The following is a 15,873-nucleotide window of genomic DNA, read 5'->3' on the forward strand; positions in this document are numbered from 1 at the left end:
GGCAAGAAGCCGTGCCCCCACTCTCGTTACTCACCAGGGAGAAGACCATGTACGAGTACGAACTGCACCAGCTCAACGTCGCCGAGCTGATCCGCAGGGCCGACAAGCAGCGCACCGTCCGCCAGGCGGCGCTCGCCCGCCGCGCAGAACGGCACGACACCGGAGGGCGGGTGGGAAAGAACCGGAGCTGGTTCGTCCGTGCCGCGTAGCGATGGACGTCCCGCGTAAATCGGCCGCCGCGGTGTCGCACGTGTATGCGATGCTCAGCGACGTGGAGACCAACACCGTCAGCCCCGTCTTCGTCGGCCGAGCCGGTGAACTCGCCGCGCTCACCGACACGCTCGCCCGCGCCGCTGCCGGAGAGCCGCAGGCCCTGCTCCTCGGCGGCGAAGCGGGTGTCGGCAAGACCAGGCTGATCGAGGAGTTCATCACGGTGGCCTGCCGCCGTGAGGCCGTCGTGGCCGTCGGCGGATGCGTGGAGATCGGGGCCGACGGTCTGCCCTACGCCCCGTTCGCCACGGCGCTCCGTGCCCTGCGCCGAGCGCTGCCGGAGGAGCTGACCGAGGCGCTGGCCGGGCAGGAGGGCGAGCTCGCGCGGCTGCTGCCCGAGCTGGGCGAGGCCGACCGGTCGCCGAACGACGAGCACGGCACAGCCCGGCTCTTCGAACTCGCCGCCCGGCTGCTGGAACGCATCTCCGCGACCCGCACGGTCGTCCTCGTCCTGGAGGACCTGCACTGGGCCGACGCCTCCACACGCCATCTGCTCGCCTACCTCTTCCGGACACTGCGCAGCGGCCGCCTCGTCGTGATCGGTACGTACCGCGCCGACGACGTCCACCGCCGCCACCCCCTGCGCCCGCTCATCGCCGAGCTGGACCGGCTCCGCACGGTCCGCCGTATCGAGCTCGACCGCTTCAGCCGCGCGGAGGTCGGCCGGCAGCTCACCGGGATCCTCGCGACCGTCCCCGACGCCGCGCTGGTCGACGACATCTTCGACCGCTCCGACGGCAACGCATTCTTCGTCGAGGAGCTCGCCTGCACCGTGGAGAGCTGCGGTGACAGCTCCGGGCTCTCGGACTCCCTGCGCGACCTCCTCCTCGTACGCGTCGAGGCGCTGCCCGAGGACGCACAGCGGATCGCCCGGATCATCGCCGAGGGCGGCTCCACCGTCGAGCACCCGCTCCTGGCCGCCGTCGCCGGCCTCAGCGAGGACGACCTCGACGCAGGGCTGCGGGCGGCGGTCGGCGCCAACCTCCTGCTGCCCTCCCTCGACACCGACGGCTACCGCTTCCGGCACTCCCTGGTCCGCGAGGCCGTCAGCGACGACCTGCTGCCCGGTGAACGCACGCGCCTCAACCGCCGCTACGCCGAAGCGCTGGAGAACGACCCGTGGCTCGTACGCACCGATGAGCGCGCCGCACGCCTCGCCAGCTACTGGTACGCCGCGCACGACGCGGTCAAGGCGCTGCCCGCCGTGCTCCAGGCAGCGGTGGAAGCCAGGCGCCGCTACGCGTACAGCGAGCAACTCAGGCTCCTGGAAAGGGCCATGGAGCTCTGGGACGACGTCCCCGACGCCGTGCGCGCGACCCTGCGGCCGCTCGACCATGCCGAGGCCTACCCGGGGTGCGGCTGCGAACCGGGGGCGAATCCGCTCCGCTACCTCGACCTGATGGCCGAGGCCACGGTGGCCGCCCGCTTCGGCGGAGACCGCGAACGGTCCCTGGCCATAGCGAAGAAGGCCCTGCGCATCCTCGACGGAGACAGGGACCCGCTGCGCGCGGCGTGGTTCTGGGTGCAGCGCTCCCTGCTGATGCAGAGCCTCTCCCGGGGAGACGGCTGGCAGGAACTGGCCACTGCCGAGGACCTGGTGCGGGGTCTGCAGCCCTCCGCCGTGCACGCCGATGTCCTGGCTTCCGTCGCGAGCTGGGGCGCCCTGCACAGGCCGGGACCCGAGACCCTGGTCGCCGCCGACCGGGCCGTGGAGTATGCCCGGCTGGTCGGCGAGGAGTCCATCGAGCTGCACGCCAGACTCACCCGGGGCTGGCTCACCATCGACGCGGGTGACGTCGAGGAGGGCCTCGCCGAGATGTACGCCGTCCGGGAACGGTCCGAGGAACTGCACCTGGTGGGCGTCATGAGTCGCGCCGCCATCAATCTGCCCTCCTCGCTCGAGTCCACCGGCCGTTCGCTGGAGGCGGTGGCGGCCGCCGACCACGGCATCGAGATCTGCCACGGCCACGGTCTCCCCGAGTCCGAGGCCTGGGTACGGGCCAACCAGGCCCAGTCGTACTTCTCACTGGGGCACTGGGACGAGAGCCGGGCGGCGGCGGACGCGGCGGCCCCGCTGGCCCGGTCCCGCAAGTCGAACGGGCTCGTGGCCGCCCGCCGCGCGGATCTTGCCCTGGCCCGCGGCGACTTCGAGGAGGCCGCAGAACAACTGGCCCTGAACCGCCGCCATCTCGGCCTCCACGACCCGCAGCCGCAGCACCTGATCTGCCCCGTCCGGCATGCCATGGGCCTCGCGGCCCAACAGGGCAGGCTCCCCGAGGCGCGGGCGATGTTCGAGGCACAGTCCGACACCGGCCTGCCACCGGGAACCCAGCAGTACGCCCTGCCGCTGCTCCACGCCGCCGCCGCGATCGAGGCCGACGCACGCGGGCTGCCCGCCACGGATCCCGGGCGGCCGGCGATCCTGGAGCGGATCAGGGGCCACCTCAAGCGGCTGCCGATGCTGGTGCCCGTCTGGGCCGCCTACGGTGTGCTGATCGAGGCGGAACTGGCCCGGGCGGAAGGGGCGGACACCCCGGACCACTGGTGCCGGGCCGCCACGGCCTTCGCCCCGCTCCAGCGCCCCTACGAGCTGGCCCAGATCCGCCACCGCTGGGCGGAGGCGATACTGGCCGCCTCCGGCGACCGGACGCCGGCGGCAGGGCTCCTGCGCGAAGCCCATGCGGTGGCGCTACGGCTCGGCGCGCTGCCGCTCGTGGAGAGCATCGAGCTGCTGGCCGGCCGGGGCCGCATCACGCTCGTCGGTCCGGGCAGTCCGGGCGGTGCGGGCGAGGACGAAGGCGCTCAGCCGGCCGAGCCCGTCCCGACGGTGGACGCGATCGAGTCGTTCGGGCTGACCTCGCGGGAACAGGAGGTGCACCGGCTGGTCGCGGCGGGATACACCAACCGCCGGATCGCGGAGGAGCTGTACATCTCGCCGAAGACCGCCAGCGTGCACGTCTCCAACATCCTGGCCAAGCTGAGTGTCTCCAGCCGCGGCGAGGCGGCAGCGCTGGCGCACCGTTTCCGGCTGTACTCGGTGGGGTGAGACCGGGCCGGGCCCCGGGCCCGCCGGTCTCAACTGCCGGGCCCACTCGAATCCGGCCGTGCCCGGCCGCCCTCGGGCCGGTCGCGATCCTCCTTGTCGTCCCCGGGCCGGTCGCGATCCTGCTGGCAGTCCTCGGCAGGAGTGCCCTCGGGCCGGTCTCCGTCGGGAGGGGAGCTCTCGGAGGTGGTGCGGTCGGTCCGGTCGTCGCCGGGGTCCGTGCCACCGGGCCGGCCTGCCCCGGGCGATGGGCTGCGGAGGGTCACCTTGCCGGAGGCGAGGTCTATCGGGCCCCGCGCCGGGTCGCCTGTACCCACGTCCGTCCGGCTCAGATCCAGCCGCTTCTGCTCCTCGACCGTGTGCTTACGGCCCGGCGCGAACAGTTCCTCGAAGAAGTTGAACACCTGCTGTGCTCCCTCCGACATCCCGCCCGCCGGCCCGGATGCGGCCGGCCGGTCCTGACGGGCTCCGCCCGCCGGCTACCGGACCTTCAGAAGCAGGATCCGGTCGTCGCCCGACTTCGCGGTGCCACGGCCGTCCGTATTGCTCGTGACCAGCCAGAGCTTGTCGCCACCCGCGGCGAGCACCGTGCGCAGCCGGCCGTACTTCCCTTCCAGGAACGCCTGGGGGTCGGCCGACGGTTCCCCGTCCGCCTTGCCGGACAGGGGGATCCGCCAGAGCCGCTCGCCCCGCAGCCCTGCCATCCAGATCGATCCCTCGGCGTATGCGATGCCGCTCGGCGAAGCCTCGGAGGTCTTCCACTGGGCCACCGGATCGACGAACCCCGAGCCCCCCTCCTTGCCCTCGATATCGGGCCAGCCGTAATTCTTGCCCGGCTCGATCAGATTCAGCTCGTCCCAGGTGTTCTGGCCGAATTCCGACGCCCAGAGCCGCTTCCCGCTGTCCCAGGCCAGACCCTGCACATTGCGGTGCCCGTACGAATAGACCAGCGAGTCGCCCTCGGGATTGCCGTGCACCGGCTCGCCGTCCGGCGTCATCCGCAGGATCTTGCCCGAGGGGGACGACTTGTCCTGGGCGAGACCCGTGTCACCCGTCTCGCCCGTGCCCGCGTACAGCATGCGGTCGGGACCGAACGCGATCCGCCCGCCGTTGTGGATGGAGCCCTTCGGGATGCCCCGCAGGATGGTGTCCGGGGCTCCCAGCTGCTGTCCGGCGGGTTTCTTCTCGTCGTACTGAAGGCGGGCGATGCGGTTGTCCGACTCGGTGGTGAAGTACGCGTAGATCAGATGGTCCGCGCCGTAGGTCGGGGCGACGGCAAGGCCGAGCAGGCCACCCTCGCCCGCCGGCGCGACCCCCGGCACCGAGCCCAGCAGGGTCTTCCTGCCGCTCTCCCCGTCGATCCGGGTGATCGTCGCTTCGTCACGCGAGGCGACCAGCAGATCGCCCCCGGGCAGTGCGGCGAGGCCCCAGGGAGACGCGAGGCCGTCCGTGAGCGTCTTGACCACTTCGACCGAGCCCTTGGCCGGAGGCAGGTCCGCCGACGGGCTCGCCGAGGCCGGGGGCGCGGACGTGGGGCTCGCACGGGGGGAGGAGGAGCCCTCACCGGCTGCCGGGCCGTCGTCGGACGAGCAGGCGGACAGCAGGAGGGAGGCCGAGGCGAGCAGGGCCACTACCCCCTTGCGCAGCACGGGAGTTTGCACAGCACCGATCCTTTCGACGGTCGCACGACTACTGTTCTTACACCGCTGCTCCGTCCCGGGTTCCCGATCTTCGCCAATTCTCCCGCGACGGAGTCAGTCCCACGACCCACGGGCCCGCGGCAGCCCGGCTATCTCGGCCAGATCCCCGTCCGTGAGCGCCAGTCCCGCCGCTCCCGCGTTCTCCACGGCCCACTCCTCCCGCTTCGCGCCGGGGACTGGCACCACATGGCGGCCCTGCCTCAGGACCCACGCCAGAGCCACCTGCGCCGGGGTGGCCCCGTGCCGCTCCGCGATCCTGCGGAGCCCCGCCACCACAGGCTGGTTGGCCGCCATCATCTCCGCGGTGAAACGGGGGTGCCTGGCCCGCGGATCATCCGGCTCGAAGCCCTGGCCGGGCTTGAGCGTCCCCGTGAGATAGCCGTTGCCCAGCGGCATCGCCGCCAGCACACCCACGCCCCGGGCCGCGCACCACGGCAGCAGGTCCTCCAGCGCCTGGGGCGACCACACGGAGAGCTCCGCCTGGACCGCGCTGACGGGAAAGACCTGCTGCATCCGCTCCAGCTGCCGGATGGTCCCGTCGTGCATCCGCGCCCCCGGCCCCCGGCCGGCCCTGGCACCCACCGCGCACAGTCCGAGTGCCCGCACCTTGCCCGCGGTCACCAGGTCCGCCATCGCACCCCAGGTCTCTTCGACCGGCACCTCGGGATCCGCCCGGTGCAGCTGGTAGAGATCGATCACATCGGTCTGGAGCCGTCGCAGCGAGGCGTCACAGGCCCGGCGCACATAGCCGGGACGCCCGTTGGCCACGATGTGCTGATCGCCCACGAGCAGACCGCACTTGGTGGAGAGGAAGGCTTCGGACCGGCGGCCCTTGAGCGCCCGTCCGACGAGCAGCTCGTTGGTGAAGGGCCCGTACATGTCGGCGGTGTCGAGCAGCTGGACGCCGGCGTCCAGCGCGGCGTGCACGGTTCGCACCGAGCGGTCACCGCGCTGCTGCGACGTGTTGTAGGCCCAGCTCATCGGCATACAGCCCAGCCCGACCGCACCCACGGCGAGCGCCGCCGCACCGATAGTCCTGCGCTCCAACTCCCCGAACCCTCCCTCGGTCCCGTGATCACGGGACCACCAGCACCCCAAAGTAACCTCTGCGGTTCCGCGCCCTTCGCATAGCCTCCTGACCATGACTTCTACATCCGGCACCGACGTATGGCTGCCCTTCGCCGCCGATGAGATCGAAGGCCTCCCCGAGGGTCTCAACTACCGTTTCTGGGACGGTGGCCGGGACTACCCGGCGGATCCCTCCGACTGCGCGTTCTATGTCGTTCCGTACATGAAGGGCCCGGAGGTCGCGGTCCGTCCGCTGAAGGGGATGCACACGGTCCAGGTCGTCCAGACCCTCTCCGCGGGCATAGACCACGTGCAGCCGGGGCTCGGTCTGCTGCCCGCCGGAGTGCGGCTGTGCAACGCCAAGGGCGTGCACGAGGCCTCGACGGCCGAGCTCGCACTCGCGCTGATCCTGGCCTCGCTCCGCGGGTTTCCCGGTTTCGTGCACGGCCAGGACAAGGAGGAGTGGCGGTCCGGCTTCTATCCGGCGCTCGCCGACAAGTCCGTCCTCGTGGTGGGCTACGGATCGATCGGCGCGGCCATCGAGGACCGGCTCGAACCCTTCGAGTGCGCGCGGGTGGTACGCGTCGCGCGCTCCGCACGGGCAACCGCGCGCGGTCCCGTACACGCGATCGAGGAGCTTCCGACTCTGCTCCCCGAGGCCGACATCGTCATTCTGTCCACTCCGCTGAACCCTTCCACGCAGGGGCTGGTGGGCCCCGGCTTCCTCGCCGCGATGCGGGACGGCGCACTGCTCGTGAACGTCGCGCGGGGCGCCGTCGTCGACACCGCGGCCCTGCTGTCCGAACTCGAGTCCGGGCGACTGCGGGCGGCGCTCGACGTGACCGACCCCGAACCTCTGCCCGCCGGTCACCCTCTCTGGCATGCTCCCCACACACTGATCACCCCCCATGTGGGCGGCAGCACCTCCGCGTTCCTGCCCCGTGCCAAGCGTCTGCTGGCCGGACAGCTCACCCGGTTCGCCGCGGGGCAGCCGGTCGAGAACCTCGTCCTCACGACCGGCTGACCACGCTCCGGATCGGTGCGGCCGCGCCGTGTACCCACAACACCCCTGGTCGTCACGGAGAGTAGAGAAGCTATGTCCCTGAGTGACGGCTCTGGTGTATCGTCCACAAGAGGGCTGCGCCGTGGAAGGGACGGCGCCGGGGAGAAAGCGGATCGCGAGGGGGCGACGGGCGATGTTCGGCCAGTGGAGAGACGAACCGACGCGGCGGGGCGGGCATGAGAGGCCGGCGGCAGCGAGGGCACCAGGGCCTGCCCGCGGGGCTCTCCGGTGAGCGCCCTCGGGGCCCTGCTCTCCCGACAGCCGTCCTCCGGACGGACTGTGGGGCTGCGCTCCCAGCTCGTCCTCGCCGCCGTCTGCGCCGGATACGCGGTGGGGGCCGCGTTCGGCTGGGGGTCGCCCGGAGTCGCCCTGTTCATGGGCGACTTCGGCCTCAGTATCGCCGCCCTGGTCGCCGCGGTGTCCTGTTTCCTCTACGCCCGCGCCGGCGGCGGCCGGTTCCGGCCCGCTTGGCTCCTCTTCTCGCTCTCCTCGGCCATGGCGGCCGGAGGCAACGCGGTCTGGGGGTGGTACGAGGTGGTGCAGGGGCGCCCGGTGCCCACCCCCTCCCTCGCGGACCTCTTCTTCCTCTGCTTCGCTCCGCCCGCCATCGTCGGGCTCCTCGTCCTGGCCAAGCGGCCCGTGACGCGGGCGGGCTGGGTCTGCCTGGTGCTGGACGCCTGGCTGATCGGAGGGTCCCTGCTGACGCTCTCCTGGAGCCTCGCGCTGGCCCACACCGCCCAGGTCGCGAACGCCGAGGGTGAGAGCGTGGCCAGGGCGGCGCTCTCGCTGGCCTACCCGCTGCTCGACATCGTGCTGGTCTCCATGGTCCTCGCGCTGCACTTCCGGCGGGTCAACATGAACCGCTCGGCGGTGAACACCGCCGTCGCCGGCCTCGCCCTGACCGTGCTGTGCGACGCCCTGTTCACGGCCCCGCTGCTGCGCTCGGCGTACCACTCGGGCCAGCTGCTGGACGCGGGCTGGTTCGCCGGTTCCCTGATCCTCGCGTACGCACCCTGGGGTGCCCACCGCGGCCGAGACAACGCTGTCGAAGCCTCCTGCCCGGAGCCGCGTGCCGCGAGCCGCCCGATCGCCGGGTCCCTCGCCGCGCTCACGCCGTATCTCGCCGCGGCGGTCTGCACCCTCGGCATCCTGTACAACGTGGTGGAGGGCCGCAGGGTCGACCGGGTGGTGGTCCTCACCGGCTGCACGGTCGTGCTCGCCCTGGTCCTCCGGCAGGCCATCATGCTCCTCGACAACATCGCGCTGACCCAGGAACTGGCCCAGAAGGAGAACCACTTCCGCTCCCTGGTGCAGGGTTCCAGCGACGTCATCATGATCGCCGAGCCGAGCGGCGTGCTGCGCTACGTCAGTCCCGCGGCGGCCGGGGTCTACCGGCGTGACGCCGAGGACCTCGTCGGTGCGGAGCTGGCGTCGATCATCCATCCCGACGACCTCGGGCGAGTGGTCCACGAGTTGCGGCGCTTCCTCGCCGCGCCGCCCCGCGAGGAGCCCACCACCCGGATCGAGTGCCGCTTCGGATCGGGCACGGGGGACTGGCTCCACGTCGAGTCCACCGTCAACCGCCACCAGGGTGGCCTGCTGCTCAACAGCCGCGATGTGACCGAGCGGGTCAGGCTGCAGGCGCAGCTCCAGCACAACGCCGAGCACGACCACCTCACAGACCTGCCCAACCGCGCTCTCTTCACCACCCGGGTCGGCCAGGCGCTCGGAGGCCGGCGGGCCGGGGATCCGGGCACCGCGGTGCTCTTCATCGACCTCGACGGCTTCAAGGCGGTCAACGATTCCATCGGCCATCAGGCGGGCGACGAGCTCCTCGTCCAGGCCGCACGCCGCCTCCAGGAGTCCGTACGCACCTCGGACACCGCGGCACGCCTGGGGGGCGACGAGTTCGCCGCGCTGATCGTCGGCGACGGAACCCGCGACCAGGCCGCCAGGGAGTACCAGGTCCACGAGATCGCCGACCGGCTTCGCCTCAGACTGTCCCAGCCCTACCGGATCGGCACCGCCGAGGTCCGGGTGGCAGCCTCCATCGGGGTCGCCTTCGCCGAGCCCTCCATCACGCCCAAGGACCTCATGCGCAACGCCGACCTCGCCATGTACCGGGCGAAGGCGGGCGGCAAGGACCGGGTCGAGCTGTACGCCCCCCAGATGCAGGCGGACGTCGTGCGCCGGTCCGAGCTCGCGGCGCGGCTTCGCACGGCCCTGCGCGACGGCGAATTCGCCCTGCTCCACCAGCCGGTCGTCCACCTGGCCAGCGGTACGGTCGCGGCCGTCGCCGCCCAGGCCCGCTGGCGCTCCGCACAGGGCATCCTGTTCACCCCCGCCGAATTCCTCCGCGTCTCCGAGGACAGCGAGCGCGCCGCCGAGCTCGGCACCTGGCTGCTGGAGGAGGCCGTCGAGCAGGCCGCAGACCGGTCCAGGGCGGGACACCCGGTCTCCGTCTCCGTGCGGGTGTCGGCCGCCCGGCTCCTGGACCGGGCCCTGCCTCCGGGTTCTGTCGAGGCGCTCCTGACCCGGCACGGGCTGCCTTCCGGTGCCCTGATGATCGAAGTGGCCGACAGCGACCCACGGATCTCCTTCGACGAGCTGGAACGGCGGCTGGTCGCGCTGCGCCGGCTGGGCGTCCGGATCGCGCTCGACGGCTTCGGCAGCGGGTACGCCGCGGTCAACGCGCTGCGCCGGCTCCCCATCGACGTGCTGAAGCTGGACCGGTGCCTGGTGGAGGGCGTCGTCGAGTCGGCGAGGCTGCACAAGATCACCAGTGGGCTGCTGCGCATCGCCGGAGATCTCGGCATGCAGTCCGTGGCCGACGGGGTGGACGTGCCCGAGCAGGTGCGCGCACTGCGCGCCATGGGGTGCACCCACGGTCAGGGGATGGCCTTCGCCGGGCCGTTGGACGAGTACCGGCTGCGGCGCACCCTGATCCGGGGGAAGTATCCCGTCCCGGGCATCGGACCGGCCGCTCAGCCGGTGCTCGCGGGTGGCGCGATCCCGCTCCAGAGCCGCTCACATGATGAGACTCCCGTCCCACCCACTTGACACCGTGCGCGTGCCGGAGAGAGGGTCAATGCCATGCGCACCCGAATTCTCGTACTTGGAAAGCGCGTCGGCTGAAGCAGGGTCACTCATGGACACCTTGCAGACCGCACCGGCGCGCTCCCCTCGCTTGCCTCACGGCACGAGGGGTTTTTTGTTGCACCGGGACCTCTCAAAACCCCGCAAAAACACCGCATAAACCCTCAGCTTCGAGAAGAGAATGCCGATGACCGAGCAGGCCACCGGGGCCCAGCACCCGCAGCCGCGGGCCCGTAACGGCGGACCGTCCTCCGCCTCCGTTGAGCACCTCACGGGCGCGCAGTCCCTCATCCGTTCTCTCGAGGAAGTCGGCGCCGACACCGTATTCGGTCTCCCCGGCGGCTGCATCCTTCCGGCGTACGACCCGCTGATGGACTCCACCCGGGTCCGCCACATCCTGGTCCGCCACGAGCAGGGTGCCGGTCACGCCGCCACCGGTTACGCGCAGGCCACCGGCAAGGTCGGTGTCTGCATGGTCACCTCGGGTCCCGGTGCGACCAACCTGGTCACCCCGATCGCCGACGCGGCCATGGACTCGGTGCCCATGGTCGCGATCACCGGTCAGGTGGCCTCGGCGGCCATCGGCACGGACGCCTTCCAGGAAGCCGACATCTGCGGCATCACGATGCCGATCACGAAGCACAACTTCCTGGTCACCCGCGCCGAGGACATCGCTCACACGATCGCCGAGGCCTTCCACATCGCCTCCACCGGCCGCCCGGGGCCGGTCCTCGTCGACATCGCCAAGGACGCGCTGCAGGCGAAGACGACCTTCAGCTGGCCGCCGACGATGGACCTGCCCGGCTACCGCCCGGTCACCAAGCCGCACGCCAAGCAGATCCGCGAGGCCGCCAAGCTCATCACCCAGGCCAAGCGCCCCGTGCTCTACGTCGGCGGCGGCGTCATGAAGGCCGGCGCCACCGCCGAGCTGAAGGTCCTGGCAGAGCTCACCGGAGCGCCCGTCACCACCACCCTGATGGCGCTCGGCTCCTTCCCCGACAGCCACCCGCTGCACGTGGGAATGCCCGGCATGCACGGTTCGGTCACCGCCGTCACCGCGCTGCAGAAGGCCGACCTGATCGTCGCGCTCGGGGCCAGGTTCGACGACCGCGTCACCGGCAAGCTGGACAGCTTCGCCCCGTACGCCAAGATCGTCCACGCGGACATCGACCCGGCGGAGATCGGCAAGAACCGCGCCGCCGACGTCCCGATCGTCGGCGACGCCCGCGAGGTCATCGCCGACCTCGTCCAGGCGGTCCAGGCCGAGCACACCGAGGGCAACACCGGTGACTACGCGGCCTGGTGGAAGGACCTCAACCGCTGGCGCGACACCTACCCGGTCGGCTACGACCTGCCGGACGACGGCAGCCTCTCGCCGCAGCAGGTCATCCAGCGCATCGGCGAACTCGCCCCCGAGGGCACGATCTTCGCGGCGGGCGTCGGCCAGCACCAGATGTGGGCCTCGCACTTCATCCAGTACGAGCAGCCCGCCACCTGGCTCAACTCCGGTGGCGCCGGGACCATGGGATACGCGGTCCCGGCCGCGATGGGCGCCAAGGCGGGCATGCCCGAGCGTGCGGTCTGGGCGATCGACGGCGACGGCTGTTTCCAGATGACCAACCAGGAACTCACCACCTGCGCGCTCAACAACATCCCGATCAAGGTCGCGATCATCAACAACGGCGCCCTCGGGATGGTCCGCCAGTGGCAGACCCTGTTCTACAACCAGCGGTACTCCAACACCGTGCTGCACTCCGGCGCGGACACGGACGGCGTCCCCGCCAAGGGCACGCGCGTGCCGGACTTCGTCAAGCTGTCCGAGGCCATGGGCTGCTACGCGATCCGCTGCGAGGACCCGGCCGACCTGGACAAGGCCATCGCCGAGGCCAACGCGATCAACGACCGCCCGGTCGTCATCGACTTCATCGTCCACGAGGACGCCATGGTGTGGCCGATGGTCGCCGCCGGCACCTCCAACGACGAGGTCATGGCAGCGCGCGGAGTCCGCCCCGACTTCGGCGACAACGAAGACGACTGAGAGACAGAGAGAGACCGACTCCATGTCCAGTAAGCACACACTCTCCGTCCTGGTCGAGAACAAGCCCGGTGTCCTCGCCCGGATCACGGCCCTGTTCTCCCGGCGCGGCTTCAACATCGACTCGCTCGCGGTCGGTACCACCGAACATCCCGACATCTCACGCATCACCATTGTCGTGAATGTCGAGGGCCTGCCCCTGGAGCAGGTGACCAAGCAGCTCAACAAGCTGGTCAACGTCCTGAAGATCGTCGAACTCGAGCCCTCCGCAGCGATCCAGCGGGAGCTCGTCCTGGTGAAGGTCCGCGCCGACAACGAGACCCGCTCCCAGATCGTCGAGATCGTCCAGCTGTTCCGCGCCAAGACCGTGGACGTCTCTCCGGAGGCCGTCACGATCGAGGCGACCGGGGGCGCCGACAAGCTGGAGGCCATGCTCAAGATGCTCGAGCAGTTCGGCATCAAGGAACTCGTCCAGTCCGGCACCATCGCCATAGGGCGCGGCGCGCGCTCGATCACCGACCGTTCTCTGCGCGCACTCGACCGTACGGCGTAACCCCTCACGGGCCGCCTCGCCGCTCGTATGGCGAGACCCGGCAACGTATCCGACGCACCCCGCCGTACGGTGGGACGCAACACCTGCACACCAAGGAGAAGACCCAGTGGCCGAGCTGTTCTACGACGACGATGCCGACCTGTCCATCATCCAGGGCCGTAAGGTCGCGGTCCTTGGTTACGGCAGCCAGGGGCACGCCCACGCGCTGTCGCTGCGTGACTCGGGTGTCGACGTCCGTGTCGGTCTGCACGAGGGTTCGAAGTCCAAGGCCAAGGCCGAGGAGCAGGGCCTGCGCGTGGTGACCCCGTCCGAGGCCGCGGCCGAGGCCGACGTCATCATGATCCTCGTTCCGGACCCGATCCAGGCCCAGGTCTACGAGGAGTCCGTCAAGGACAACCTCAAGGACGGCGACGCGCTGTTCTTCGGCCACGGCCTGAACATCCGCTTCGACTTCATCAAGCCGCCGGCCAACGTCGACGTCTGCATGGTCGCCCCGAAGGGCCCGGGCCACCTCGTCCGCCGCCAGTACGAGGAAGGCCGCGGCGTCCCGTGCATCGTGGCCGTCGAGCAGGACGCCACCGGCAAGGGCCTGGAGCTCGCCCTCAGCTACGCGAAGGGCATCGGCGGCACCCGCGCCGGCGTCATCAAGACGACCTTCACCGAGGAGACCGAGACCGACCTGTTCGGTGAGCAGGCCGTCCTCTGCGGTGGCACCGCCGCCCTGGTCAAGGCCGGTTTCGAGACGCTGACCGAGGCCGGCTACCAGCCGGAGATCGCGTACTTCGAGTGCCTCCACGAGCTGAAGCTCATTGTGGACCTCATGTACGAGGGCGGCCTGGAGAAGATGCGCTGGTCCATCTCGGAGACCGCCGAGTGGGGCGACTACGTCACCGGCCCGCGCATCATCACGGCCGACACCAAGGCCGAGATGAAGAAGGTCCTCGCCGAGATCCAGGACGGCACCTTCGCCAAGGCGTGGATGGCCGAGTACCACAACGGTCTGCCCAAGTACAACGAGTACAAGAAGGCCGACAGCGAGTCCCTGCTGGAGACCACCGGCAAGGAGCTCCGCAAGCTCATGAGCTGGGTCGACAACGAGGACGCCTGAGTTCTCGCCGGGGGGCAGGTCCGCACGGGCCTGCCCCCCGGCACATGGCCGGCCTCACACCCCGTGTCACTGCGGGGAGAGGTGGGTGGCAGGGAGTCGGCACCGTACGTCTGTACAGACCGTCCACCCCGTGCGGGTGATCCTTCCACCGGGGCGCAGTCGGCGCCCGGCCGCATGACTACACTTCTCAACACATACACGCGTCAGGGCCCACAGTGTCGTGCGTCTTCCACGCGGCTAGCCCCTCCACCGCCTGCGGCCGTCGGGACGGCCGTCCGCACTGGACTTGTGAGGACACACGTGAGCTCGAAACCTGTCGTACTCATCGCCGAAGAGCTGTCGCCCGCCACGGTTGACGCTCTGGGTCCGGATTTCGAGATCCGGCACTGCAACGGCGCGGACCGCGCCGAACTCCTCCCCGCGATCGTCGGCGTCGACGCGATCCTGGTGCGCTCCGCCACCAAGGTCGACGCCGAGGCCATCGCCGCGGCGAAGCAGCTCAAGGTCGTCGCCCGCGCGGGCGTCGGTCTGGACAACGTCGACGTCTCCTCGGCCACCAAGGCCGGTGTGATGGTCGTCAACGCGCCGACGTCCAACATCGTCACCGCCGCCGAGCTGGCCTGCGGTCTGCTCGTCGCCACCGCGCGCAACATCCCGCAGGCCAACACCGCCCTGAAGAACGGCGAGTGGAAGCGCTCCAAGTACACGGGCGTCGAGCTCAGCGAGAAGGTCCTCGGCGTCGTCGGCCTCGGCCGCATCGGCGTGCTGGTCGCGCAGCGCATGTCGGCCTTCGGTATGAAGATCGTCGCGTACGACCCCTACGTGCAGCCCGCGCGCGCCGCCCAGATGGGCGTCAAGCTCCTCACGCTGGACGAGCTGCTCGAGGTCTCCGACTTCATCACGGTGCACCTGCCCAAGACCCCCGAGACGCTCGGCCTGATCGGCGACGACGCGCTGCACAAGGTGAAGCCCTCGGTGCGCATCGTCAACGCCGCGCGGGGCGGCATCGTCGACGAGGAGGCGCTCGCCTCCGCCCTCAAGGAGGGCCGGGTCGCCGGCGCCGGTCTGGACGTCTACACCAAGGAGCCCTGCACGGACTCCCCGCTGTTCCAGTTCGACCAGGTCGTCTGCACCCCGCACCTCGGTGCCTCCACCGACGAGGCCCAGGAGAAGGCGGGCATCGCGGTCGCCAAGTCCGTCCGCCTGGCCCTCGCCGGTGAGCTCGTGCCCGACGCGGTCAACGTCCAGGGTGGCGTCATCGCCGAGGACGTGCGCCCCGGACTGCCGCTCGCCGAGAAGCTCGGCCGGATCTTCACCGCGCTCGCGGGCGAGGTCGCGGCCCGTCTCGACGTCGAGGTCTACGGCGAGATCACGCAGCACGACGTGAAGGTGCTCGAACTCTCCGCGCTCAAGGGCGTCTTCGAGGACGTCGTCGACGAGACCGTGTCGTACGTCAACGCCCCGCTCTTCGCGCAGGAGCGCGGTGTCGAGGTCCGCCTCACCACCAGCTCCGAGTCGCCCGACCACCGCAACGTGGTGACCGTCCGCGGCACGCTGTCGAACGGCGAGGAGGTCGCGGTCTCCGGCACGCTGGCCGGCCCCAAGCACCTCCAGAAGATCGTCGCGATCGGCGAGCACGACGTCGACCTGGCGCTCGCCGACCACATGGTCGTCCTGCGCTACGAGGACCGTCCCGGCGTCGTCGGCGCCGTCGGCAAGATCCTCGGCGAGGCCGGTCTGAACATCGCCGGCATGCAGGTCTCGCGCCAGGACGCGGGCGGCGAGGCGCTGGTCGTCCTCACCGTCGACGACACCATCCCGCAGTCGGTCCTCACCGAGATCGCCGACGAGATCGGCGCCGCTTCGGCGCGTTCGGTGAACCTCACCGACTGATCCCGTCCAGTACGACGACCGCGCCCGGCGGACAGAGACAAGTC

Annotated in this window: 11 protein-coding genes; 8 read left to right on the forward strand and 3 right to left on the reverse strand. The window is 70.7% G+C overall.

Translation table 11 applies throughout. The features are described from left to right. A partial coding sequence (locus ACFWFI_RS29775) for a hypothetical protein (RefSeq protein WP_387396034.1) occupies positions 1-209 on the forward strand: 209 nt, incomplete at its 5' end. A gap of 50 nt (positions 210-259) precedes the next feature. After that, complete coding sequence (locus ACFWFI_RS29780) at positions 260-3,316, forward strand: helix-turn-helix transcriptional regulator (RefSeq protein ID WP_387396055.1); 3,057 nt, start codon at positions 260-262, stop codon at positions 3,314-3,316. Between the two features lie 29 nt (positions 3,317-3,345). Here the strand turns inward: ACFWFI_RS29780 and ACFWFI_RS29785 are convergent, their stop codons facing one another. The 3 genes from ACFWFI_RS29785 to ACFWFI_RS29795 form a co-directional block, all read right to left on the reverse strand. Next, positions 3,346-3,738 (reverse strand): DUF6191 domain-containing protein, encoded by a 393-nt coding sequence (locus ACFWFI_RS29785; protein WP_387396036.1) that lies wholly within the window; start codon positions 3,736-3,738, stop codon positions 3,346-3,348. Between the two features lie 54 nt (positions 3,739-3,792). Continuing rightward, positions 3,793-4,974: a PQQ-dependent sugar dehydrogenase gene (locus ACFWFI_RS29790; RefSeq protein WP_387396039.1), complete on the reverse strand. Its 1,182-nt coding sequence runs from the start codon at positions 4,972-4,974 to the stop codon at positions 3,793-3,795. A 93-nt stretch (positions 4,975-5,067) separates the two neighbouring features. Then, complete coding sequence (locus tag ACFWFI_RS29795) at positions 5,068-6,024, reverse strand: aldo/keto reductase (RefSeq protein ID WP_387396058.1); 957 nt, start codon at positions 6,022-6,024, stop codon at positions 5,068-5,070. Between the two features lie 130 nt (positions 6,025-6,154). Between ACFWFI_RS29795 and ACFWFI_RS29800 the strand changes: the two genes are divergently transcribed. The 6 genes from ACFWFI_RS29800 to serA all read left to right on the forward strand — a co-directional run bounded on the left by ACFWFI_RS29800 (position 6,155) and on the right by serA (position 15,829). Beyond that, positions 6,155-7,105 (forward strand): 2-hydroxyacid dehydrogenase, encoded by a 951-nt coding sequence (locus tag ACFWFI_RS29800; protein WP_387396042.1) that lies wholly within the window; start codon positions 6,155-6,157, stop codon positions 7,103-7,105. A 267-nt stretch (positions 7,106-7,372) separates the two neighbouring features. Further along, positions 7,373-10,204: a putative bifunctional diguanylate cyclase/phosphodiesterase gene (locus ACFWFI_RS29805; RefSeq protein ID WP_387396044.1), complete on the forward strand. Its 2,832-nt coding sequence runs from the start codon at positions 7,373-7,375 to the stop codon at positions 10,202-10,204. A 217-nt stretch (positions 10,205-10,421) separates the two neighbouring features. Next, complete coding sequence (locus tag ACFWFI_RS29810; protein ID WP_387396046.1) at positions 10,422-12,278, forward strand: acetolactate synthase large subunit; 1,857 nt, start codon at positions 10,422-10,424, stop codon at positions 12,276-12,278. Between the two features lie 22 nt (positions 12,279-12,300). Continuing rightward, positions 12,301-12,828, forward strand: a complete 528-nt coding sequence (gene ilvN / locus ACFWFI_RS29815) for an acetolactate synthase small subunit (RefSeq protein WP_056794595.1) — start codon at positions 12,301-12,303, stop codon at positions 12,826-12,828. Between the two features lie 106 nt (positions 12,829-12,934). Further along, positions 12,935-13,936 carry a ketol-acid reductoisomerase gene (gene ilvC / locus ACFWFI_RS29820; protein WP_387396050.1) on the forward strand — a complete coding sequence of 334 codons (1,002 nt, stop codon included), beginning with the start codon at positions 12,935-12,937 and terminating at the stop codon, positions 13,934-13,936. Positions 13,937-14,236: 300 nt separating this feature from the next. Then, positions 14,237-15,829 (forward strand): phosphoglycerate dehydrogenase, encoded by a 1,593-nt coding sequence (gene serA / locus ACFWFI_RS29825; protein ID WP_387396052.1) that lies wholly within the window; start codon positions 14,237-14,239, stop codon positions 15,827-15,829. The last annotated feature ends 44 nt before the right edge of the window (positions 15,830-15,873 follow it).

It is taken from the genome of Streptomyces sp. NPDC060209, assembly GCF_042728155.1.
Taxonomy (GTDB): domain Bacteria; phylum Actinomycetota; class Actinomycetes; order Streptomycetales; family Streptomycetaceae; genus Streptomyces.

What these genes read in the sequence shown, in the direction of transcription:
- ACFWFI_RS29780 (WP_387396055.1), top strand. Translation starts at nt 260, where the DNA reads ATGCTCAGCGACGTGGAGACCAACACCGTCAGCCCCGTCTTCGTCGGC.
- ACFWFI_RS29785 (WP_387396036.1), bottom strand. Translation starts at nt 3,738, where the DNA reads ATGTCGGAGGGAGCACAGCAGGTGTTCAACTTCTTCGAGGAACTGTTC.
- ACFWFI_RS29800 (WP_387396042.1), top strand. Translation starts at nt 6,155, where the DNA reads ATGACTTCTACATCCGGCACCGACGTATGGCTGCCCTTCGCCGCCGAT.
- ACFWFI_RS29810 (WP_387396046.1), top strand. Translation starts at nt 10,422, where the DNA reads ATGCCGATGACCGAGCAGGCCACCGGGGCCCAGCACCCGCAGCCGCGG.
- ilvN (WP_056794595.1), top strand. Translation starts at nt 12,301, where the DNA reads ATGTCCAGTAAGCACACACTCTCCGTCCTGGTCGAGAACAAGCCCGGT.